This window comes from Streptomyces sp. NPDC033221 (assembly GCF_055577005.1).
The window spans coordinates 1-21,800 of sequence record NZ_JBVIQN010000004.1 but is presented as its reverse complement, the minus strand read 5'-3'; the positions used below and the strand labels follow the sequence as shown (position 1 = coordinate 21,800).

The 21,800-nt window shown below is 71.5% G+C and carries 22 protein-coding genes; 15 read left to right on the top strand and 7 right to left on the bottom strand.

Translation table 11 applies throughout. The features are described from left to right. Window positions 1–128: 128 nt before the first annotated feature. The 5 genes from ACZ53K_RS05955 to ACZ53K_RS05935 all read left to right on the top strand — a co-directional run bounded on the left by ACZ53K_RS05955 (window position 129) and on the right by ACZ53K_RS05935 (window position 6,635). Window positions 129–1,757: a hypothetical protein gene (locus ACZ53K_RS05955; protein WP_468832381.1), complete on the top strand. Its 1,629-nt coding sequence runs from the start codon at window positions 129–131 to the stop codon at window positions 1,755–1,757. Beyond that, entirely contained in the window at window positions 1,754–2,587 is an 834-nt protein-coding gene (locus ACZ53K_RS05950; protein WP_468832380.1) for an ABC transporter ATP-binding protein, read from the top strand. The genes ACZ53K_RS05955 and ACZ53K_RS05950 overlap by 4 nt, the downstream gene beginning before the upstream one ends. Next, on the top strand, window positions 2,584–3,801 hold the full coding sequence (locus ACZ53K_RS05945) for an ABC transporter permease (protein ID WP_468832378.1): 1,218 nt from the start codon (window positions 2,584–2,586) through the stop codon (window positions 3,799–3,801). Before ACZ53K_RS05950 ends, ACZ53K_RS05945 begins: the two co-directional genes overlap by 4 nt. Window positions 3,802–3,830: 29 nt before the next feature. Beyond that, complete coding sequence (locus ACZ53K_RS05940) at window positions 3,831–4,913, top strand: hypothetical protein (RefSeq protein WP_468832377.1); 1,083 nt, start codon at window positions 3,831–3,833, stop codon at window positions 4,911–4,913. Between the two features lie 429 nt (window positions 4,914–5,342). Continuing rightward, window positions 5,343–6,635, top strand: coding sequence for an IS701 family transposase (locus ACZ53K_RS05935; RefSeq protein ID WP_468832793.1), 1,293 nt, complete (start codon window positions 5,343–5,345; stop codon window positions 6,633–6,635). Between the two features lie 13 nt (window positions 6,636–6,648). Here ACZ53K_RS05935 and ACZ53K_RS05930 read toward each other — a convergent pair whose 3' ends face one another. Together ACZ53K_RS05930 and ACZ53K_RS05925 are read right to left on the bottom strand one after the other, a co-directional pair. Next, window positions 6,649–7,014 (bottom strand): hypothetical protein, encoded by a 366-nt coding sequence (locus ACZ53K_RS05930; RefSeq protein ID WP_468832376.1) that lies wholly within the window; start codon window positions 7,012–7,014, stop codon window positions 6,649–6,651. Continuing rightward, entirely contained in the window at window positions 7,011–7,199 is a 189-nt protein-coding gene (locus tag ACZ53K_RS05925) for a hypothetical protein (RefSeq protein ID WP_468832818.1), read from the bottom strand. The genes ACZ53K_RS05930 and ACZ53K_RS05925 overlap by 4 nt, the downstream gene beginning before the upstream one ends. A 76-nt stretch (window positions 7,200–7,275) precedes the next feature. Between ACZ53K_RS05925 and ACZ53K_RS05920 the strand changes: the two genes are divergently transcribed. From ACZ53K_RS05920 to ACZ53K_RS05910, 3 genes are all read left to right on the top strand, one after another. Then, on the top strand, window positions 7,276–7,926 hold the full coding sequence (locus tag ACZ53K_RS05920) for a TetR family transcriptional regulator (protein ID WP_468832374.1): 651 nt from the start codon (window positions 7,276–7,278) through the stop codon (window positions 7,924–7,926). A gap of 119 nt (window positions 7,927–8,045) precedes the next feature. After that, the gene (locus tag ACZ53K_RS05915; protein WP_468832373.1) at window positions 8,046–8,858 is read left to right on the top strand and encodes a helix-turn-helix domain-containing protein; all 813 of its coding nucleotides are present in this window, start codon (window positions 8,046–8,048) and stop codon (window positions 8,856–8,858) included. Next, window positions 8,855–9,034 carry a DUF397 domain-containing protein gene (locus ACZ53K_RS05910; protein WP_468832372.1) on the top strand — a complete coding sequence of 60 codons (180 nt, stop codon included), beginning with the start codon at window positions 8,855–8,857 and terminating at the stop codon, window positions 9,032–9,034. Before ACZ53K_RS05915 ends, ACZ53K_RS05910 begins: the two co-directional genes overlap by 4 nt. Here ACZ53K_RS05910 and ACZ53K_RS05905 read toward each other — a convergent pair. Further along, a complete protein-coding gene (locus ACZ53K_RS05905; protein ID WP_468832370.1) occupies window positions 8,977–9,633 on the bottom strand; it encodes a rhomboid-like protein in 657 nt (218 codons plus the stop codon). The genes ACZ53K_RS05910 and ACZ53K_RS05905 overlap by 58 nt on opposite strands. A gap of 282 nt (window positions 9,634–9,915) precedes the next feature. Here ACZ53K_RS05905 and ACZ53K_RS05900 point away from each other — a divergent pair, with 282 nt between their 5' ends. Beyond that, on the top strand, window positions 9,916–10,584 hold the full coding sequence (locus ACZ53K_RS05900; protein ID WP_468832369.1) for a TetR/AcrR family transcriptional regulator: 669 nt from the start codon (window positions 9,916–9,918) through the stop codon (window positions 10,582–10,584). Between the two features lie 346 nt (window positions 10,585–10,930). Continuing rightward, window positions 10,931–12,466, top strand: coding sequence for an MFS transporter (locus tag ACZ53K_RS05895; RefSeq protein ID WP_468832368.1), 1,536 nt, complete (start codon window positions 10,931–10,933; stop codon window positions 12,464–12,466). A gap of 111 nt (window positions 12,467–12,577) precedes the next feature. Here the strand turns inward: ACZ53K_RS05895 and ACZ53K_RS05890 are convergent, their stop codons facing one another. Together ACZ53K_RS05890 and ACZ53K_RS05885 are read right to left on the bottom strand one after the other, a co-directional pair. Next, the gene (locus tag ACZ53K_RS05890) at window positions 12,578–13,075 is read right to left on the bottom strand and encodes a MarR family winged helix-turn-helix transcriptional regulator (RefSeq protein ID WP_030024258.1); all 498 of its coding nucleotides are present in this window, start codon (window positions 13,073–13,075) and stop codon (window positions 12,578–12,580) included. A gap of 143 nt (window positions 13,076–13,218) precedes the next feature. Next, window positions 13,219–14,274, bottom strand: coding sequence for a questin oxidase family protein (locus tag ACZ53K_RS05885; RefSeq protein ID WP_468832366.1), 1,056 nt, complete (start codon window positions 14,272–14,274; stop codon window positions 13,219–13,221). A 158-nt stretch (window positions 14,275–14,432) separates the two neighbouring features. Here ACZ53K_RS05885 and ACZ53K_RS05880 point away from each other — a divergent pair, with 158 nt between their 5' ends. Beyond that, a complete protein-coding gene (locus ACZ53K_RS05880; RefSeq protein WP_468832365.1) occupies window positions 14,433–15,068 on the top strand; it encodes a pyridoxamine 5'-phosphate oxidase family protein in 636 nt (211 codons plus the stop codon). Window positions 15,069–15,076: 8 nt separating this feature from the next. On the opposite strand, the gene ACZ53K_RS05875 is transcribed toward ACZ53K_RS05880, so the two are convergent. Together ACZ53K_RS05875 and ACZ53K_RS05870 are read right to left on the bottom strand one after the other, a co-directional pair. Then, window positions 15,077–15,649, bottom strand: coding sequence for a hypothetical protein (locus ACZ53K_RS05875; protein ID WP_468832364.1), 573 nt, complete (start codon window positions 15,647–15,649; stop codon window positions 15,077–15,079). A 125-nt stretch (window positions 15,650–15,774) separates the two neighbouring features. Continuing rightward, window positions 15,775–16,296 carry a GNAT family N-acetyltransferase gene (locus ACZ53K_RS05870; RefSeq protein WP_468832362.1) on the bottom strand — a complete coding sequence of 174 codons (522 nt, stop codon included), beginning with the start codon at window positions 16,294–16,296 and terminating at the stop codon, window positions 15,775–15,777. A gap of 175 nt (window positions 16,297–16,471) precedes the next feature. On the opposite strand from ACZ53K_RS05870, the gene ACZ53K_RS05865 reads away from it, so the two are divergent. The 4 genes from ACZ53K_RS05865 (at window position 16,472) to ACZ53K_RS05850 (ending at window position 21,663) form a co-directional block, all read left to right on the top strand. Next, window positions 16,472–17,473 (top strand): sigma-70 family RNA polymerase sigma factor, encoded by a 1,002-nt coding sequence (locus ACZ53K_RS05865; protein WP_468832361.1) that lies wholly within the window; start codon window positions 16,472–16,474, stop codon window positions 17,471–17,473. A gap of 294 nt (window positions 17,474–17,767) precedes the next feature. Beyond that, window positions 17,768–18,538 (top strand): DeoR/GlpR family DNA-binding transcription regulator, encoded by a 771-nt coding sequence (locus ACZ53K_RS05860; RefSeq protein WP_468832360.1) that lies wholly within the window; start codon window positions 17,768–17,770, stop codon window positions 18,536–18,538. Further along, a complete protein-coding gene (gene pfkB, locus ACZ53K_RS05855) occupies window positions 18,535–19,482 on the top strand; it encodes a 1-phosphofructokinase (protein WP_468832359.1) in 948 nt (315 codons plus the stop codon). The genes ACZ53K_RS05860 and pfkB overlap by 4 nt, the downstream gene beginning before the upstream one ends. 87 nt (window positions 19,483–19,569) lie before the next feature. Beyond that, entirely contained in the window at window positions 19,570–21,663 is a 2,094-nt protein-coding gene (locus ACZ53K_RS05850) for a PTS fructose transporter subunit IIABC (protein ID WP_468832357.1), read from the top strand. Window positions 21,664–21,800: the final 137 nt, after the last annotated feature.

The following is a 21,800-nucleotide window of genomic DNA, read 5'->3' as shown; positions in this document are numbered from 1 at the left end:
CGGCGGTGTGACGTCTTTTCGTGAGCCGAAGAGAAATATGCACGGGGGCTTTCGTGAAATTCCGTACGGCAGTGTCTGCCGGAAAGCTGGCGTCCCGGTTTGCCGGGGCCGCCGTGTGTGTTGCCCTTATGGCGTCGTGCACATCCGCGTCGCAGGAGTCCGAAGCCCGGAATCCCGCCGCGGCCCAGCAATTCGATCTTTTGGTCAGCGAGCAGAACGGCTACTACTACCACCCGTTCCTGCGCCAGGCTCCGGCCGGCCCCCAAGCCCAGTCCTATGCACTGCGGACGCTTTCCGAACTGGGCCGTGACCCCAAAACAAGCATGGCCTCGGACCAGGCCGAGTCATTTCGCCGGGGCGCACTGGAGACTTCTTCGCTCTGGGGGCGTGACTGGATGATCCCGCTGCGCCGGGCCGGTGCCGACGAAGCGCTGGGCGCGGGCGACGCCGAGGCCGTGGCCAAGACGCGGGCCAAGGGAGGCTGGTACGTCGATTCCGCCCTCGGTGACGAGGGTGACGCGGCGCACCTCGGCTCCACCTGGGCCGCCCTCGAAGTGCTCGACGCACTCGGGCGCCTGGACGTTCTTCCGGCGGGGGACCGGGCGGCCACCGTCGCCTGGCTGCACTCGCTGACCGCCGAACCCCGGGACCTCGAACAGAGCAGTGCCCTGGCCCGCTGCCTTCAGCTGCTCAAGGAGCCGGTCCCCGGCACGCTCACCCGGACCGCCGCGCCGCGCACCGACGACTTCGCGAAGCTGACCCCCGACGCCCGGGCGACCCGGCTCGCCGACACGTACGGCTACGTGGTCATCCAGGAGGCAGCCGGCAAGCGGCCCGCGGTGGACCGCAAGGTGTGGGAGCCGGTGCTCAGGGACGGCGCCGCGACGCTTCCGTACGAGCAGCTCTACAAGCTGGCGCACCTCCTGAAGGCGGCCGGTTCGCCGAAGGCCGTGTTCGCGCCGGTGGTCAAGCGGCTCGACGGTGAGCGGCTGGACGACGGGACGGTGCGCGACCCCGCCGCGTACATCGGCAACCCGGACGCCTCCCTCTTCGTACAGCGGCTGCGGGCCCTGGCCGGCTGGTCGCGTAAGGACGCCGGGCTGCTGACGGCGCTGGAGCGCGAGGAGAAGTCCCACGAGGTGAGCCAGGAGAGCGCCGAGCGGCTCAACCGGGCCGCCCTGCGCAAGGTCACCGCGGGAGGCGGCACCGACGGCACCGGCGACCAGGCGCGGCAGCTGTGCGCCGATCCGCGGGTGCTGCCCGCCTCCGTCACCGAGCAGAACGCCACCCAGTGGCAGCGCACCGCCCTGAACTGCGCCGATGCCGGCGCCCCGGTCAGCGCCCCGAAGATCGGCACGTGGCGCCTGGACACCCCGGACCGGGTGGTGGCGGCGGCCACGGTCGCCGTGGGGCTCGCCGACAGCGACCAGCGGGACGGCGTCCCGTCCTGGATCACCGCCGACGCCCTGAAGCAGTGGGCGCACCACCCGGGCCGGTTCCCCTCCGTGTACGGCTACGCCCTGGTCGCCCGGGCCTACGTACTGCTCGGCGGCGAGTCGGACGCGGCACTGCGCGACGCCCTCAAGCGCGGCATCACGTCGCACAAGGGCTGCCCCGGGCTGCCCGATCTGTACCAGGTCGGCGGCGGCGACTCCGCCTGCGACCTGAAGACCACCTGGGGCGTGTGGACGCTGGACCGACAACTGGACGGCGCCATGGGATGGCTGCCGGCCACGGAACCGAGGACCGACAAGTGAGCGACAGTTTCGTACGCCCGTTGCTGCGGGCCGACGGCGTGGGCAAGTCCTACACCCTGCGCGGCAGGAGGGTGGACGTCCTGCGCGGCGTCAGCCTCGCCGTGCCGGGAGGCGAGATCACCGCGCTGGTCGGGCACTCGGGCTCCGGGAAGACCACGCTCCTGCACATTCTCGGGCTGCTGACCCCGCCGGACACCGGCCGGGTGCTCGTCGAGAGCGCCGACGGTACGGGGCCCGTCGACACCTCGGGCCTGTCGGACGGGGAGCTGGCGGACCTGCGCCGCAGCCGCCTGGGTTTCGTGTTCCAGTCGTACAACCTGCTGCCGCAGCATTCGGCGCTGCGCAACGTCGTCCTGCCCTGCCTCGGCAACCGCGGCGAGGGCGAGGCCCGCGCGAAGGAGCTGCTGGCCCGGGTCGGGCTCGCGGAGCGCGCCGACCACCTGCCCGGTGAACTGTCGGGCGGCGAACAGCAGCGGGTGGCCCTGGCCCGGGCGCTGATCAACGACCCGCCCGTCGTGCTGGCCGACGAGCCGACCGGCAACCTCGACACGGACAGCGAGAACGTCCTGCTCGGGCTGTTCCGGGAGCTGGCGGACGAGGGCCGGGCCGTGCTCCTGGTGACGCACAATCCGGCGGTGTCGCAGTTCGCGGACGTGGTGCACCGCCTGGACGAGGGCACGTTCACGGACCCGGACCCGGACCCGGACCCGGACCCGCACCCGGACCTGGTCCCGGTCCCGGTCCCGGTCCCGGACTCGGTCTCGGACCCGGCCCCGGTCACCGACCCAGCCCCGAACACCGACACGGCCAAGCCGGAGGGCACCGAATGAACCTCTTCAGTGTCGCGCTGGCCAACGTCCGTGCCCTGCGCCGCCGGCTGTTCGGCCTGGTGGCGCTGGTCTCGGTCGCCGCCGCCGTCTGCATCGGCGCGCTCGGCATCGCCGACCGGGCGCAGAGCGCCACGGACACGGACGTCAAGGAGAGCAGCGCCAACCGCAGTGTCACCGTCGACCGTCCCGACCAGCGCCCCGACGCCCCCCAGCTGACGGAGAAGGCCGCCGCCCGCCTCGCGGAGCTGCCGCACGTCGAGTCCGTGCAGCACCGGGCGCAGGTGTCGTTCGGGGTCATGACCAAGGCGGGCGACACCGTACTGCTGTACGCGACGACGCACCGGCCGGCCCTGTCCCCGCCGGTCACCAAGTCCGTACGCGACGACCTCTTCCCGCTGCGTCCGGGCGAGATCGTGGCCCCGGCCGTGTCGCAGGGCGTGGACCTGGGCAAGCTGGTGGGCCAGGACATCGACATCGAGACCACCCGCTTCGTACGGCAGGGCGAGGGCACCGGGGTCAGCGGTCACGCCCGTCTCGTCGGGGTGTACGACCCGGCCTGGCAGATGGATAATCCGGACGCCGCGTACGCCGCCGACCCCACCGTGATCAAGTGGGCGGCGCAGCGGAGCGGGCAGCCGGAGCAGAGCTATCTGCGCACCACCGGATACGACCAGTTGACGGTCGTCGCGAAGACGGCCGCGGACGTGCCGGCCGTGACCGCCGCCGTGCAGAAGCTGGGCTACCCGGCCGTCACCCTCCAGCAGCAGCTCAGCGCCCTGCCCGCGGTGCTGGAAATGATCCAGACGGTCGGCCGGGTGCTGCTCGGCGTGCTCGGTGTGCTCGCGTTCGTCGGCGCCGTGACCGTCACCGGCGCGCTCTCGCGGCAGCGGGCACAGGAGATCGGCATCCTCAAGGCGGTCGGCTTCCGGACCAGGTCGGTGCTGACGATGCTGGTCACGGAGATGGCGCTGACCGGTGCCGTGTCCGCGCTGATCGGCACCGTGCTCGGCGCGGCGCTCGGCAGCGGGGCCGCGGCGGTGCTGCGGCGCAGCGCCGACCTGGCGCCGTACGTCGACGGCTGGGTCCTGCTGCCGCCGGCCGGCACCCTTCTTCTTCTCTTCGGCCTGACGGTGCTGGTGGTGGCGGCGGGCTCGCTGGCCCCGGCGCGCCGGGCCGCGAGAATGTCCCCCACAGACGCAATGAAGGACTGGTGAACCAAGCCATGCCCTGCCCCACGACACGCATGCCGCACCCCACGGCGCGCACGCACTTCCGGAAGCCGGCGTCCCCGGGCCGAGCGGCCCTCCTCCTGGCCGCGCTGGGCTCGACGGCCGCGCTGATGACGGCCTGTTCCGCCGGGCCCGGCGGGGTGGAGCTGGGTGACGACTGGGAAGGCTCCAAGACCTTCGCGCTCGCCAAGGTCGACGGTCTGGTGACGGTCGTGGGCATCAACCCGGACGAGGCCCATGCGCAGAGCCTGGTCGCCGTGCCCCAGCATTCCGACGACGAGGACGCGGTCAGCCCCCACATCGCCCGGCTCGCCGACGGCCGCTGGCTGGTGACCGTTCCCCGCAAGGACGAAAGGCCCGACCGCCGGTACCTGGTCAACCGCAAGGACCACACCCTGGACGGGGTGTCGGGAGAGGAGCGGCTGCGCCAGATCCTGCCCGGCAAGACGCTGATCGGCGAGGCCGCCGGGATGCCGGACGCGCGGACGAAGAGCGGCGGCCCCGCCTCCACTGTGCTGGTCCGCGATCCGTCCGACTGGGACACCAAGCGCGAGCTGCAGGTCCCCGGCACCATCGGCTTCGCCGCCTCCGATCCGGCCTCGGACTCGGTCTGCCTGGGCAGTGGCTCGGACTCCGAAACCAAGGTCTCGGTCGCGAACCTGACCGACGGCAAGATCACCCCGGTGGCCCTTCCGGACGGCTTCGACGTCAAGGCCCTCGCGTGCAAGGCCGGCCGCCCGGTCGTCGCCGGCTCGAACGCCGACGGCAAGTCCGGCCAGGTGAAGGTCTCGGTCGACAGCGGCACGGACGCCACGACGGTCTCCGTGAACGGTGGCCGGGTCGACGCCGTGCAGGCCGAGGGCTCGTCGATCGTGGTCGCGGCGGCCAAGGGCAAGGACACCGAACTGGTGGAGGTCGACGCCAATAGCGGCAAGGAGCTGCACCGCGCCCGGGTCAAGGACCTCGCCGCGTCCCTGAACATCACCCACACCTCGGCCGGCTGGCTTGTCTACACCGAACACTCGGTGACCCGAGTGAACCTCGCCACGGGCGAGACCAAGCAGTTCGACCTGCCGGGGACCTTGCAGGACTCCTGATCCCGGCTGGGGCAGGGGCAGAGGTGTACTGAAGGCACCTGGCACCCGCACATGACGAAACCCCGCGGACGGGGGATGCCGCGGGGTTTCGCTTCAGAGCGTACATCCCTACAGGTGTACTGCCCAACAGTCTTGCCCGGTCTTCTTGGCGCGTCCGCCCGGAAGCCCAGTCCGGGGGCCGCCCAGAGGTCCGAATCGGAAGCCCGTCCAGAGGCCCGCTCCGAGGCCCGGCCCCAACCCCCGCCAGGCCCCGACCGGGTCCCCACCAGGCCCTCACCGGGTTCCCACCAGGCCCATCGCCCCCCGCCCCGGAACTTCGTGAAGTCGTCCGCGATCCGCCCTCCGACGCGAAAAACATAGCGAACATTCTTTATTGTCCTGGCTGACCCGCACGCCCGTCCCGTCTCCCCGGGGGCCAGTCCCTTGTCCGTGCCCGCAGCCACCACCGCCGTTCCGCCGCTCCTCCCCGGGCGGCAGGCCAGCACCCAGGAGGCGTGGATCGAGGACCTGTGCAGACACCTGTTCTCGTCCTTCACCAGGGCGGACCACCACCTCAAGGGCGAGCAGTACCTGCGCGGGCTGCTCACCGCCCCCGGCCGCAAGTCCATCCGCAACATCGCCCGGACGCTGGACGACAGCGGCGCGGCCCAGCGCCTGCACCACTTCATCTGCAACGCCCCGTGGAACTGGCGCACCGTCCGTGAAGCCCTCGCGGACCACCTCGTCGGCCTCGCCCGCCCGCACTCGTGGGTCGTACGCCCGATGCTCATCCCCAAGTCCGGTACGAACTCGGTCGGCGTCCACCGCCGCTTCGTCCCCGCCACCGGCCAACTGGTCAACGGCCAGCTCGCGTACGGACTCTGGTACGCGGGCCAGGCACTCAACGCGCCCGTCGACTGGCGCCTGCACCTCCCCCCGCCGGGGCCCGGAACGCCCGCGCCCGGCGACGACGGCGTGGCCCGCATCCTCGAACTGGCGCAACGGGCCGCCACCCCGGCGGCCGGTGCCGCCTCCCCGGTCATCTGGGACAGCCAGATGCACCACGCCGGAGATGTGGTGAGCACGCTCGCCCCGCTCGGGCTGCCCGTCATGGCCCGTATGCCCGGCTCCTTCGTGCTCCACCTGGTGGACCGCGGCGGTCGGCCGACGCGCCCCGGCGCCCTCCCCGCCCAGCGTGTCCTGGCCGCGCCGGAACGTTTCGGGCTGCCGGTCCACGATGTCGCCCCCGGGGTACGGGCCGTACTGGCCCGGGTGACCCCGGCCCGGCCGGGCGGTGACGAGAAGGGCGAACGAGGTGACGTCGGCGAACTGCTTCTGTACGCGCAGCGGTACGAGGCCCCTGAGGGCTACGAGGGAGGGCGCGGGCCCGGTGCCCGCGCGGACTTCTGGCTGACGACGCCGACCCGCCGGACCCCGGCCGATCTGCACCGGCTCACGAGGACCGCCGCGTACGTGGCCCGCGACAGCGTCCGCACCGGCGGCCGCACGGGGCTGCGGGACTTCGAAGGCCGGTCGTACGACGGCTGGCACCGCCACATGACGCTGGCTTCGGTCGCGTACGCCGTCCAGTCGCTCACCGCGCTGGACGCCGCACGGGCGGGAAGCGGCCCGCGCCACCGACTGCACACGCTGCTCCCGCAGTCACAGCTGCAGTCGCAGCTTCAGTCACAGCCGCAGCCGCACAGGTACGCCTATGCGCACGCGGACCCGAGGGTGGCGTAGCCCCTCATCCGGCTCAGCCGCCGATGGTCCAGCTCAAGGTGCCGTCGGCGGTGGCCACGACCGCCAGGATGATCAGGTCGACCGCGCCGAGGGACATGCCCAGGATGGCGCGGAAGCGCCGGGTCGTGTTGCGTGCCAGGGCCAGCGCTCCGAGTACGAGGGCGCAGGGGCCGAGGACGACGTTGGCGACCAGGGTGCCGACGAGGCCGAGGACGAACGCGGCCACGGCCATGCCGTCGGCCTGCCCGCGCGGCGCACCGCGCTTCTCCGGGCCGGCCGCGGGCTTGGTGTCCGTCGTGCTGTCCGGCTTGGCGTTCGGCTCCGTGGCCGGGCCGGTGTGTCGGGCGTCGGTGTCGTGGTCGGTGATGAGGGTGGTCATCGGGACGCTCCCTCGGTCTTGGCGGTGTGGTTGCGGCGCTCGCGGATGAAGAAGACGAGCAGCCAGCAGCTGATGGCCACTGCCGCGATGATCGTGACGGGGACCGGGAGATGTGCCGCGGTACCCACCAGAACCCCCAGCAGGAGGAGGGCTGCGACAAGGAAGAGCATGATCTGCCTTTCCATCTTGGAGGACAGTTGTTCACTCAGGTTCCCAGTGTAGGGGTGGAGAAACTCAGAGAACGGTTGTTTACTGGATGACATGAGTCACAGTGAGACCGTTGGAGTCCGGCAGGCCCGGAAGCAGCGCACCCGGCAGGCCCTGCTCGACGCGGCGCTCGGCCTGCTGGAGGAACAGAGCCTGAGCAGCCTGGGGTTGCGCGAGGTGACGCGCGTGGTCGGCGTCGCCCCCACCGCGTTCTACCGGCACTTCCGTGACCTCGGCGAACTCGGAGTCGCCCTGGTCCAGGAGTCATTGGCCAGCCTGCACACGACGGTCCGCGCGGTCCTCGCCGAACAGGACGGCGCGGAGGAACGGATCGACCACACGGTGGCGGTGGTTGAACAGTACGTACGCGAACAGCCCGCGCACGTCCGCTTCATCGCGCGCGAACGGCACGGCGGCGTACGGGCCGTGCGGCAGGCCATAGCGGACGAACTGGACCGGTTCGCGACGGAGGTCGCGGCGGCGCTCAAGTCGCAGCCGGTGTCGGGAGGCTGGAGCGACGAGGACGTACGGATGCTGGCGGAGCTGTACGTGGACCGGCTGGTGATGACGGCGTCGGCGTTCCTGGACGTACGGGACGGTGGCGACCAGGACACGGAGCGGTGGCGGTCGGTGGCGCGCACGGCGCGGCGGCAGCTGCGTCTCATCGACGTCGGGCGCCGGCATTGGCGCGATGCCGATTCCTGATCGTCGTTTGTCCGTCGCTGACCAATTGAGATCGCAGTCAAGCCATTTGGCTTAATTGTCAGTGGATGGGTCTAGCGTTTGCCGTGGGTCAACTACGCGAGTAGCGGGAGGCGGACGCGATGGTGAACGAGAATGCCCAACCACCGATGGCGTGGCGGTACTGCGGGCATCAGATCAAGCTGTGGCGCGGCCAGGCTGAGGTGAGCCGGGAGGTGCTGGCGGAAGAGGTTGGCTATTCGGCCGAGTACGTGAAGTCGATGGAGCAGGGTCGGCGAAAGCCGACGGTGCACCTGCTCCGGGTGGCGGACCAGCTGTGCCGAGCGCACGGGATGCTGACGGCGGCGCAAGAGTATTTGGAACCGGAGAAGTTCCCGTCGTACTCCGCGGATTACATGAGGTACGAGGCCGATGCGATTGCCATCAGCTCCTACCAGGCGCAGCTCGTCCCCGGGCTTCTCCAGACCGAGGTGTACGCGCGGATGCTGATGGAGGGCCGCTGGCCGCCGGCCGATCGGGAGACGATCGAGCAGCGTGTCGCCTTCCGGCTGGAGCGGCAGGCGCTGCTGGACAAGGAGACGCGGACGTTCAGCTTCGTGATCAATGAAGCCGTGGTGCGGCAGATCGTAGGCACCAGGAAGGACCACAGGGACCAGTTGCATCGGCTGCTCGAAGCGGGGGAGCGGCGTAACGTGACCCTCCAGGTCCTGCCTCGCAGGGAAGGTCCAAGCCCGGCGCTCTTCGGCCCGTTCAACTTGCTGTTGACGCCGGATCATGACCGGATCGCGTACGAAGAGGGCCACCTGGGCGGCGTGTTGTGTGCGGACCCGGAGAGGGTCAGCCAAATCGCCCAGAGGTATGAGGTGCTTCTCCAGATGGCCATGCACGCCGAGGATTCGGCTCGGTTCATCGAAAAGCTGGCGGAGGAACTATGAACGGTGACCTGGTGTGGGGCAAGAGCAGCTACAGCAATGACGATGGGGCCGATTGCGTCGAGATATCCACCACCCCGACCGCAATCCGCGTCCGGGATTCCAAGGACCCCGAAGGGCCTCAGCTCGCCTTCGGATTCGGCGCCTGGTCCGACTTCCTCCTCGGAGTGAGGGGGTAGCACGCCAATCCCAGCAGCGCAGCCGCGAAATGACCGATGTCGGTGAAGGTGAGGTGGTCGAAGAGGGGGACGGTGTAGAAGAACAGGACGCCTGCGGCGTATGCGTAGCGCAGGGGGCGCCAGGGGATGCGGTACGTCAGGACGGCCGCGACGCCGGCCAGCGCGTAGCTGACGCCGACGTCCAGGGTGTTCACGGCGGAGTGGGGTGCGGCGTCCGCGTGGACGGCCAGGGCCAGGACGCCTTCGCTCAGGTAGGTGGCGCCGATGTGGGCCACGCCCATGACCGCGAGCCAGCGGTGCGTGCCGAGCCAGCGTTCGGCGGGGACGTGGATGATGTTGAAGATGACGAAGTAGAGGGGCCAGCCGCCGCCGTCGAGCCAGAGCGCGCTGGTGAGCAGTACCCGGCCGGGTGAGAGCAGCAGGTTGTGGATGTTGGTGGAGCGGCGTTGCAGGACGTGCTCCAGGATGTCGGGCGTCAGCTGGTGCATGATCACCGACGTTCCGAAGAGGATCGCGAGCCAGATGAACGTGCCGGGGGCCCGGCACATGTACGACCGGATCGCGCGGGGGACAGTGGCCGGGTGGAGCGAAACGGTCATGACGCCTGTATACGGCACGCGGTCCGTCGCGCTCGGCACGCGGTCCGCCACGCACGGCACGCGGTGTTCCGTGCCGCGGAGGTCCGTACTCCGTGCCGCGGGAGGTCCGTACATCGTGTGTGGCGCAGGACACAGCGCTGGCTGAAATAACCGGGGAGCGCATCCCCGTTTAACCCGGTGTCCGACTGAAGCGGGGAAGGATTCCCCGCTTCGCGAAACCCCGGCTTCCGGATACGACGAGTACACCGCGTACCGCGAGGGCAACGAGAGGAACGTGCCGACATGACCGCCACCCGGTCCCGCCCCCGTGCGCACACCGCGCACCGCGCGGCCCCGCAGCCCCGGCTGCGTGCGGACGCCCTGCGCAACCGGGAGCGGATCATCGGGGCGGCCCGTGGGGCGATGGTCGAGTTCGGGGCGGAGATCCCGCTCGATGAAATCGCTCGACGTGCCGGTGTCGGCAATGCGACGCTCTACCGTCACTTCCCGGATCGCCTGGAGCTGATCCACCACGTCACGCTCTCCGTCATGAACCGCACAGCGGACAAGGCGGAGTGTGCTCTCGCCGAGGAGCCCGATGCTTTCCAAGCGCTGAGGCGCTTCGTCTTCGCCGCGGTCGAGGAGCGGATCGGTGCCCTGTGCCCGCTGCTCTCGGACGGCGTCGACAAGGACCACCCCGACCTGCTCGCAGCGCGTGAGCGCCTGGAGGGGGCCGTCGAGGCCCTGATGGGTGCCGCGCGCGACAGCGGCCAGCTGCGTACCGACATCGCCGTCGGTGACCTGATGGTCGCACTCACCCAGCTGACACGGCCGCTGCCTGGAAGCGGCTGTACCGACTTCGACCGGTTCGTGTACCGGCACCTGGTGCTGTTCCTGGACGGCCTGCGCGCGCCCGCGTGTTCGGAACTGCCCGGTGCCGCGGCCACGCTGGAGGATCTCCGGCACGGCTGACGGGCGACGGCCGGCAGCTGATGGCTGACGGCCGACGGACCGAACGCGGAACTCCATACGTACGGGGGAACTTTCAACGGCTCGCCACCGACCTACAGGTCGGCGGGGCCGCCGTTCTTGCCGTCCCCGCCGTGCGGAGCGCTGCCACGCGACCGCACCCGCGACCGCGCACCACCCTGCCGTCGGCGTTCCCACCGCCGTACACGCACCCGTTCAACGTTTGATCAACACGTACTGAATACCGGATCAACACAACACCGACACCGTTTTTCCACATAGCGGCACCACGTCACGCCCCACCCACGTCCCGATTTCCTCGCTCACGCACCACTAGGCGGCCCCACCCATGTCTGAACCGACCACCAACGTCGATCCCCGGCGCTGGAAAGCGCTCATATTCATCGCCCTGGCACAGCTCATGGTCGTGCTCGACGCGACGATCGTGAACATCGCACTGCCCTCCGCACAGGCCGACCTCGGCATCTCCGACGCGAACCGGCAGTGGGTCATCACGGCGTACGCCCTCGCGTTCGGCGGTCTGCTGCTGTTCGGCGGCCGGGTCGCCGACCTGTGGGGCCGCAAGCGGACCTTCATCATCGGCCTGGTCGGCTTCGCGCTGGCCTCGGCCCTCGGCGGCGCCGCGTCCAACGAGGGCGTACTGCTCGGCGCCCGCGCCCTCCAGGGCGTCTTCGGCGCGCTGCTGGCGCCGTCGGCGCTGTCGCTGCTCGCGGTGACGTTCACCGAGGCGCGGGAGCGGGCCAAGGCGTTCGGCATCTTCGGTGCCATCGCCGGTGGTGGCGGTGCCGTGGGCCTGATCCTCGGCGGCGTGCTCACCGAGTACATGAACTGGCGCTGGACCTTCTTCGTCAACATCCCGTTCGCCGTGATCGCGGCGGCCGGCGCGCTGCTGGTGATCCGCGAGCCCGCGGGCAGCCGCAACCCGTCCCGCCTGGACGTACCCGGTGTCATCCTGGCCACCCTCGGCCTGGTCTCCCTGGTGTACGGCTTCACGCGCGCCGAGTCCGACGGCTGGGACGCCGGGATGACCATCGGCCTGTTCGTGGCCGCCGCCGTACTGCTCGCCGCGTTCGTGATCGTCGAGTCGAAGGTCAAGTCCCCGCTGCTGCCGCTGCGGGTGCTCACCGACCGCAACCGGGCCGGCGTCTACACGTCGCTGGGTCTGGCCGTCATCGGCATGTTCGGTCTGTTCCTGTTCCTGACGTACTACATGCAGATCGTGAAGGGGTACACGCCGGTCACGACCGGTCTGGCCTTCCTGCCGATGATCGTCGGCATGATCACCGGCTCGACGCAGATCGGCGCCCGGCTGATGACCCGCGTCCGGCCGCGGCTGCTGATGGCCCCGGGCTTCCTGCTCGCCGCCATCGGCATGTTCCTGCTGACCGGGATCGACCTGGACACGTCCTACCCGGCGCTGATCCTGCCCGCCTTCCTGCTGCTCGGGCTCGGCATGGGCACGGCCTTCATGCCCGCCATGTCGCTGGCCACGCACGGCGTGCAGCCGCGTGACGCCGGTGTCGCCTCGGCGATGGTCAACACCTCGCAGCAGGTGGGCGGCGCGATCGGCACGGCCCTGCTGAACACCATCGCGGCCAGCGCCACCACCGCGTACGCCACCTCCCACGCGAAGAGCGCGCCCTCGGTGGACCTGCTCAAGCTGGAGTCGATGGTGCACGGCTACACCGCCGCCATCTGGTGGGCGGTCGGCATCCTGGCCGTCGCGGCGGTCATCGCCTACACCATGGTCACCACCGGCCACCAGGGCGGCAACGGCCCGGTCGCCCGCTCCGGCGACGGCGCGGACACGGCCGACGGCGCGGACGCGGAGGCGGACGTACCGATCCCGGTCATGGCGCACTGAGCATGTATGTATGGGCCGGTGACCGGTGACCGGCCATCGGCCCGTGCCCCGTGTCCCGTGCCTCGTACGAATGGCCCCGGCCCCCTCGGCGCCGGCCTGCCCCTCGGTTCCTCAGCGGAGCCAGGGCAGGTCGGCGCCTTGTGGTTGCAGGCCGTCCGCGACCGTCCGGCAGATGGCGGCCAGCTGGCCGACCTGCTCCGGGCTGAGCCGGTCGAATATCGCCGCCCGTACGGCGGCGACATGGCCGGGCGCCGCCTTCTCCAGGACGCGCAGGCCCTCGTCGGTGAGGACGGCGTTCTGGCCGCGCTTGTCGGAGGGGCAGTCCTCGCGCCGGACCCAGCCGCTCTTCTCCAGGCGGGCCACGGCGTGCGAGAGCCGGGAACGGGTGATCTTGGCGTTCTGGGCCAGTTCGGTCATCCGCAACCGGCGCCGGGGGGCCTGGGAGAGCTGGACGAGCAGCCCGTAATAGACGTGCGGCATGCCTGCGTCACGCTGGAGCTGGCGGTCGAGATGGTCCTCCAGGAGCGTGGTGGCGTGCAGGTACGACTGCCAGGCGTACTGCTCTTCGTCGCTGAGCCAGCGAGGCTCACCCGCGGGTTCGGTGCTCATACCATCCACTGTCTCACCGCCCCGTCATTTCTTGAAGTTTTAACTAGAGGTGACGGCGAGGAAACGTGCAGGTGAGCTGTTAGGTGATGGGCGTCGGTTTTTTCAGGAACGCTCTGGAACGGATGCGACCCGAGGCAATCCGTTCAGGAATCGGCGGGAATCAATCGCTGGGCGCGCACGGCGGCGGCCAGTGCCCGGTCGTCACGGTCCGCGGCCCAGGCCGCCACGTCCAACGCCGTGTCGGTCATCTTGATGACATGCTCGTCACCGTGCAGCGCGGAACGCTCGAACACCTCCTCGGGGGCGAGCGGCTCGGCCCCCTCCAGCGGCGGCAGCGCCTCGCCGGCCGCGTAGACCGAAGTGATCGCGGCGCTCGCCGCCCAGGCCGCGCCGAGCGACGCGGCCCACAGCTCGCGGGGGAGCGCGGGCAGGGTGCGCAGGACGGCGTTCGGGGCGGTGGCGGTGTGCACCATCAGGACGCCGTGGCCGTGACCATGATCGAGATAGCGGTGCACGGTGGCCCGGACGAGCGCGGTGAGCTGCGCGCGGACGGCATCCGGATCGTCGTACGGCACGCGCAGCGACTCCACGGTGGCCGGCCAGCCCGGAGTGCCGGGGAGCTGAGCCAGGCCGTCGAGCGGCAGAACCTGCTGGTCGGCAACGCGCGGGAGGGCGGCCAGCGCCTCGGCGGGGGAGGCGGTGCCGGCGGGGCGCACCGCGACGGGCAGCGTGGTGTGGCGGGCCGCCCAGTACCCCAGCGCGTGCGCCAACTCCGCGACGCGCGGCGCCTCCGCGCCGTCCTCCAGGAGCGTACGGACGACATGGCCGACCCGGATGACGGGATGCGTCGCGGCACCGGCGATACCGGGCAGCAGGCGCGGCCACCACTCGGCGAGCACGTCCCGCCACGGGCGTTCGGCGACCAGCCGGAGGAAGTACGCGGTCCAGTCGGTGACCCGGCGCGGATCGCCCAGCGCCTCCCGCCAGTTGGCGTCCGTGACCGCGTCCCGCGGGCCCGGCACGTCCTCCAGTTTCCTCTCGTACCCGTCCAGCCAGCGGTGGACGGACCCCGCCTGCCCGTGCCTGACCAGGGCCTCCACCGCCATCGGCCCGTGGTTGGCGAGTAACCCCCGGAATTCGGGGCCCGAAGCGTGCAGGCGTTCCAGAGCTTCGTCGAGAATCCCGCTTCCTGAATCCATGCCGCCGAGGCTAGGCCGGGCGCCGGAGGGCCGTAACGGGCGCCGGTCCCATGCCCCTTGCGGCGATGGTCGTAAGGCCGGAGGTCGGTTGGGCTCTGCCGCGGCCCACCCGCCGATACCCGACAGAAGGTGTCCGGTATCGGCGGGAGGGTGGGGGCATGACGAACGACGAGACGAGGGAAACCCCGCAATCGGACGACGGAACGGGCAGGGCCGGCGGAACGGACAGGTCCGCTGGAACGGACAGGTCCGCTGGAACGGGCTGGGCCGGGTTCGTCTCCGCGCAGCCGGAGCTGGCGCGGCGGGTGGCGGCACGCTTCGCGGCGTACCGGCATCACGTCCTCGGGACGCTGCGCGCCGACGGCTCCCCGCGCCTCTCCGGTATCGAGGCGGACATCCGGTCCGGTGAACTGTGGCTGGGCATGATGGCCAACTCCCGCAAGGCACTGGACCTGCGGCGCGACCCGCGGTTCGCGTTGCACGCCAACCCGGGGCCGGGCACGGACATGGCGGGCGGCGACGTACGGGTCGCCGGGCGGGCCGTGGAGGTGACCGATCCGGCGGTGCTCGCACGGTACGCGGCCGACACGAAGCCGCCGGAGCCGTTCCACCTGTTCCGTACGGAGCTGACCGAGGTGGTCCGTGCGTACGTCGAGGACCCGCACATCGTGCTGGAGACCTGGCGGCCCGGCGGCCGGCTGCGCACCATCCGGCGGGGGAACGGCGCCGAGCCGCCCGAGATCAAGGCATCGGCAGGGCGGGTGTCCGCCTGTCCGCCCGGCCCGCCTCGGTGACGGCGGGCTCAGTGGGTCGGGTGCGGGTGGCGGTGTGACCCGCGGGGGCGGTGTTCGCCGTGGGGTTCGCGGGTGCGGTGGGTGCGGAAGATGTACAGGGAGACGACGAACATCACCGCGCCCATGATCAGTCCCATCCGCACCGATTCCAGGATGGACGGTCCGGTCGAGTGGGAAATGCTGTACAGGTAGCCCATCGCGGTGCCGAACAGCGCTCCGTACGACAGGGCCCGTACCTCGGTGATCAGCGTCGACTGGACGCGTACCAGCGCCAGTCCGAGGGCGCCGCTGACGACGGCCGCGATCAGGCCCAGCAGCCAGGCGTGGCCCAGTGAGGAGCCGCTGGTGCGGTCGACGAAGGCGGTCCACAGGCCGTAGAGGGCCGCCGCGGCGAGCGGCAGGGCCAGGGCGGTGGTGGAGGTGCCGCGCCGCTTCGAGGTCTGTGTGTCCGAGTGCGATGCGGACGGGGAATCGGACGCGGACGTGGATGTGGGTGCGGGTGCGGATGCGGGCTGGGACCGGGTCGTGGGCCCGGACTGCGGGTCCGCGGTGGCGCCGTGCCGGTGGAAGGGTGACTCCATGACGGGCTCCTCTCACTCGCCCCCGTATCCAGGCCACACCCGGGGCCCGTCACCGTCAACCGGAGGGGCCGGTTCCCGCCCGGCGGCGGGCTGCGCACGCCCCGCGGCGGCCGGGCGCCGCGCGCTCAGTCCAGGTGCTTCTCGTACCAGGCGACGTCCCAGTAGCGGCCGAACTTGCGGCCGACCTCCCCGTACGTGCCGACGTGCCGGAAGCCGAAGCGGGTGTGCAGCCGGACCGACGCCTCGTTGGGCAGGGCGATGCCCGCGTACGCGCGGTGCACGTCCTCGTCGGCCAGCGCCTCGAAGAGGGCCTTGTAGAGCAGCGTGCCGACGCCGCGGCCGACGGCCTCGTGCGCGCAGTAGACACTGACCTCCACCGAGGTGGCATAGGCCGGCTTGATCCGGAAAGGGCTACTGGTCACATAACCCAAGAGACTCCGGCAGGTCCGGTCCCGGGCAACCAGAAGACGGTGCGGGCCGTCTTCAGGGTGGGAGAGCAACCACGAGCGGCGCTGCTCGGGGGTGAAGGGCTCCGTGTCGAAGGTGACGGAGGTCTCACGGACGTAGCGGTTGTAGAGGTCCGTGAGGCTGCTGAGGTCGGCCTCGGTGGCCGCTCTGACCTGCACTTCCCGGTACTCCTGAGACATCCGACCTCCCCGGCGAGGCCCGCAGGGTACTGCATGATCACGAAAATAGGTGTGCGGCAGGGGAATTCTGTCCGGATTCCAGCCGTTGTTTCCTTCGGAAGGGGTACTCGGGCCACACACCCGGTGTCCCACCGCCACCATCCCGCGACCGACTCATCGCAAAGGGAGCACACGCATGGCAACCCGTGCCGTCGCCCGACGTCAGGCCACCAGCAGCGGTGCCGACGGGGCCAACAGCGTTCGCGCCGTAGGCGGGGAGATCGCCGACCGCGACCTGGTCGGCATGTACCTCGACGAGATCGCACGAACACCCCTGCTCGACGCCGCCAGGGAGGTCGAGCTGTCCCAGACCATCGAGGCGGGCGTCTACGCCCGGCAGATCCTCGACGGGATCGTCGATGACGGCAACGCCGCCGGCGGCACTCGCGAGGAGCTCGAAGCGCTGGCCGAAGAGGCCGAGAAGGCCAAGGACATCTTCATCCGCTCCAACCTGCGCCTGGTCGTGGCGGTGGCCCGCCGCTATCCGCGCGCCGGTCTGCCCCTGCTCGACCTGATCCAGGAGGGCAACGCGGGCCTGGTGCGCGCGGTCGAGAAGTTCGACTACGCGAAGGGCTTCAAGTTCTCCACGTACGCGACGTGGTGGATCCGCCAGGCCATCACCCGTTCCATCGCGGACCAGTCGCGCACCATCCGGCTCCCCGTCCACCTCGTGGAGGAGCTGGGCCGCATCCGTCGCGTGCAGCGCGAGTTCAACCGGGAGAACGGCCGCGACCCGGAGCCCGCCGAGGTCGCCCAGGAGCTGGGCTCCACGCCCGAGCGCGTCACGGACGTCCTGGACTGGGCCCGCGACCCGGTCAGCCTGAACATGTCCGTGGACGACGAGGGCGACACCCAGTTCGGCGACCTGCTGGAGGACACCTCGGCGGCCTCGCCCGAGCAGTCCGTCCTGACGCTGCTGCGCAGCGAGGAGCTGGAGGACCTGATCGACCGGCTCGACCACCGTACGGCCTCGATCATCAAGGCGCGGTACGGCATCGAGGACGGCCGCGAGCGGACCCTCACCGAGGTCGGCAAGCAGCACGGCCTGACGCGTGAGCGCATCCGGCAGATAGAGAAGCACGCGCTGGTGGAGCTGAAGCGGATGGCGCGCGACACGGGCTTCGACGCGGCAGCGTAGGGGCCCGCGTCCTGGCGGCAGCCGGGGCGGCCCGCGTACCTCCCCTGGCCGGTGGTGGCCCGGTCGGGTGAGTGTCGCCGGTCCCGTGTCCGTACCCCAGCAGCCCCTTCCCCCATAGACGAGCCCCGGTGCCGAACCCCCCTCGGCGCCGGGGCTCTTTGCTGTGGGCTCCGCTCAAGAGTCACTCATGCCCGTTTGGGTCCGTCGTTTGTCCGAGTGTGTTTACTTACCGACCGAGTGGACGTACCTTTGGCGTGAAACCACACGGTCGGGCATGAGGCAGGCGCGAACATCATGTACGCAGCGGAGCGGCAGCAGGAGATCCTGCGACTGGCCCGGGAAGGCGGACGCGTCGACGTCCTCTCCCTGGCCGAGGAGTTCCAGGTCACCGCCGAGACCGTACGCCGGGACCTGAAGGCCCTGGACCGGGCCGGCCTGGTCCGCCGGGTGCACGGCGGCGCCATCCCCGCCGGGCGGCTGGACTTCGAACCGGACCTCGCCGAGCGGGACACCGTCGCCGCCGACGAGAAGCAGCGGATCGCGCGCGCCGCGCTCGCCGAGCTGCCCGGCGGTTCGGCGCCCGGCAGCGTGATCCTCGACGCGGGCACCACGGCCGCCCGGATCGCCGCCGAACTGCCGCTGGAAGCCGAGCTGACCGTCGTCACACACGCCCTCCCGGTCGCCGCGCGGCTGGCCGACCACCCCGGCCTCACCCTCCACCTCGTCGGCGGCCGCATCCGGCACCGTACGCGGGCCGCGGTCGACGACTGGGCCCTGCGCGCCTATCGCGAGATCAACGCGGACGTGGTCTTCCTGGCGGCCAACGGATTCTCCCTGGAGGGCGGCCTGACCACCCCCGACCTCGCCGAGGCGGCCGTGAAGCGGGCGGCGATCGCCGCCGCGCGACGGGTCGTGCTCGTCGCGGACAGCAGCAAGTTCGGGCAGGTGCACTTCGCCCGCTTCGGCGGACTCGACGACGTGGACCTGCTCGTCACCGACACCGGGCTCAGCCCCGACGACGCCCTCGCCATCGAGCGCGCGGGCACGGAAGTAGTGCGCGCATGATCCTCACCGTCACCCCCAACCCCAGCCTGGACCGTACGTACGAGATCCCGGCGCTGGAGCGCGGCGCCGTGCTGCGCGCCACCGCGGACCGGATCGACCCGGGCGGCAAGGGCGTCAACGTCTCCCGGTCCGTTGCCGCGGCCGGGCGCCGCACCCTCGCCGTGCTGCCGCTCGGCGGACCGGCGGGCGCGGCGCTGGGCGGGCTGCTCGGGGCGGAGGACATCGAGGTCGCGGGCGTACCGGTGGCCGGACAGACCCGGTCGAACATCTCCGCCGTCGAACCGGACGGCACCCTCACGAAGATCAACGCGGCCGGGCCCGAGCTGACGCCCGACGAGTCGCGGGCACTCCTCGACACCGTACGGACCCGCTCGGACGGAGCGGACTGGATCGCCTGCTGCGGCAGCCTGCCGCGCGGACTGGCACCCTCCTGGTACGCGGAACTGGTCGCCCAGGTGCACCGCGCCGGTGCGCGGATCGCCCTGGACACGTCCGGGCCGTCGCTGACCGCCGCGCTGGAGGCACGCCCCGACGTCGTCAAGCCCAACGCGGAGGAACTGGCCCAGGCGGTGGGCCGGCCGCTGCACACCGTCGGCGACGCCGTCGAGGCCGCGCGGGAACTGCGCGCCCTGGGCGCGGGCGCGGTGCTCGCCTCCCTCGGCGCGGACGGGCAGCTGCTCGTCGACGAGGAAGGGGAGCACTTCGCCTCCGCGCCGGTGACGACCGTACGCAGCAACGTCGGCGCGGGCGACGCGTCGCTGGCCGGATTCCTGGTGGCGGGCGGCGTCGGCGTACGGGCGCTGGCCTCGGCCGTGGCGTACGGGGCGGCAGCGGTACAGCTGCCGGGCAGTGCCATGCCGACGCCGGAGGATCTCGATCCTTCGGCGGTGGTGGTGGCGCGCACCGTGCCGGTGGGGGCCGTGCTGCGGGAGCCGGTGGGATGAACAAGGCGGGGTCGAGCGGGGCGGGGTTGAGCGGACCGGTTTCCGCCGGGACCGGGCGTGGACGTGAAGCGAGCGAAGGAGCCCGCGATGAGTGAGCTGATCACCGCGGAACTGGTCGATCTCGACCTGTCCGCCGAGAGCAAGGAAGCGGCCGCGCGGTCGCTGGCCGAGCGCATGGCCGCGCTCGGCCGGGTCACCGACCTGGAGGGCTTCCTCGCGGACGTGGCCGCGCGCGAGGCCCAGATGCCGACCGGGCTGGACGGCGGCATCGGCATACCGCACTGCCGCAGCGCGCACGTCACCGAGCCGACGCTGGCCTTCGGGCGCAGCGCCGCCGGGATCGACTTCGGCGCCACGGACGGACCGGCCGACCTGGTCTTCCTGATCGCGGCCCCCGCGGGCGGCGACGCCGACCATCTGTCGATCCTGTCGACGCTGGCCCGGCACCTGATGGACGAGGAGTTCACGGGCGCGCTGCGGGCGGCGGACGATCCGGCGGCGGCAGCGGCGCTCATCCGGGGCGACGCGCCGGACGCCGTACCGGAGGCGGAGACAGGGGCCGTGCCCGAGGCGACGGCCGGGTCCGTGCCCGAGGCAGCGGCCGTACCGGAGGCGGAGACAGGGGCCGTGCCCGAGGCGACGGCCGGGTCCGTGCCCGAGGCAGCGGCCGTACCGGAGGAAACGTCCCCTCCCGCCGCCCCCTTCCGTATCGTCGCCGTCACCTCCTGCCCCACCGGCATCGCCCACACCTACATGGCCGCCGAAGCGCTGGCCAAGGCGGGCAAGGACGCCGGTGTCGAGCTGGTCGTCGAGACGCAGGGGTCGGCCGGGTTCAAGCGGCTGGACCCGGAGGTCGTCGCCGCGGCGGACGGCGTGATCTTCGCGCATGACGTGGAGGTGCGGGACCGGGCGCGGTTCGCCGGGAAGCCGACGGTCGACGTCGGGGTGAAGGCCGGCGTCAACCGGCCCGCCGAACTGATCACGGAGGTACGGGAGAAGGCCGCCCGGGGCGACACGTCCGCCCCCGCGGCGGCCGGCCCCACCGCACCCATGGACCGGAACGGCGAGGCGGGCGACGGCTTCGGCACCCGGCTGCGCAAGTGGCTGATGACCGGCGTCAGCTACATGGTCCCGTTCGTCGCGGCGGGCGGTCTGCTGATCGCCCTGGGCTTCGCGATCGGCGGATACGGCATCGACAAGGCGCCGTCCGTCGCCGAGCACTTCGTGTGGAGCGAATCCGCGAGCTGGGCGGCGCTGCTCTTCCAGACCGGCGGCGTCGCGTTCGGCTTCCTCGTCCCCGTGCTGGCGGGCTTCATCGCGTACGGCATGGCCGACCGGCCGGGCCTGGTGCCGGGCTTCGTGGGCGGCGCGATCGCCCTGACCGTCAACGCGGGCTTCCTCGGCGGCCTGATCGCCGGTCTGCTCGCGGGCGCGGTGGTGATGGCGGTCCAGCGGGTCGAGGTGCCGCCCGCGCTGCGCGGGATCATGCCCGTCGTCGTCATTCCGCTGATCTCGTCGGCGGTCGTCGGCTTCCTGATGTTCCTGGTGGTGGGCAAGCCCGTCGCCGCGCTCCAGAAGGCGCTGACCGACTGGCTGAGCGGACTGTCCGGCGCCAACGCCGTCATCCTGGGCGTCATCCTCGGGCTGATGATGACGTTCGACCTCGGCGGCCCGCTGAACAAGGTGGCGTACGCGTTCGCCGTGGGCGGCCTCGCCAACCCCAACGACGGCAGCCTGAAGGTGATGGCCGCGGCGATGGCGGCCGGGATGGTGCCGCCGCTGGCGATGGCGCTGGCCACGACCGTGCGCGGCCGGCTGTTCACCCGTACCGAGCGGGAGAACGGGAAGGCGGCCTGGGTGCTGGGGGCGTCGTTCATCACCGAGGGCGCGATCCCGTTCGCGGCGGCCGATCCGCTGCGCGTCATCCCGTCGGCGATGGCGGGCGGCGCGGTGACCGGCGCCCTGTCGATGGCGTTCGGCTGCACCCTGCGGGCCCCGCACGGCGGCATCTTCGTGGTGCCGCTGATCGGGCAGCCGCTGCTGTACCTGGCGGCCGTGCTGGCCGGTACGGCGGTGACCACCGCGCTGGTCATCCTGCTGAAGGGGCTGCGCAAGACGGCGGAACCGGCGCCCGCCGATGCGCAGCCGGCCCCGGCCGAAGGCGCACCGGCCGCGGTCTGACGCAAAGAGCGCGACATGGCGGTGGGGGGGGGGGGGGGGGGGGGGGGGGGGAAAGAGGGGGGTGGGGGGGGGGGGGGGGGGAGGGGGGGGGGGGGGGGGGGGGGGGGAGAGGGGGGGGGGGGGGGGGGGGGGGGGGG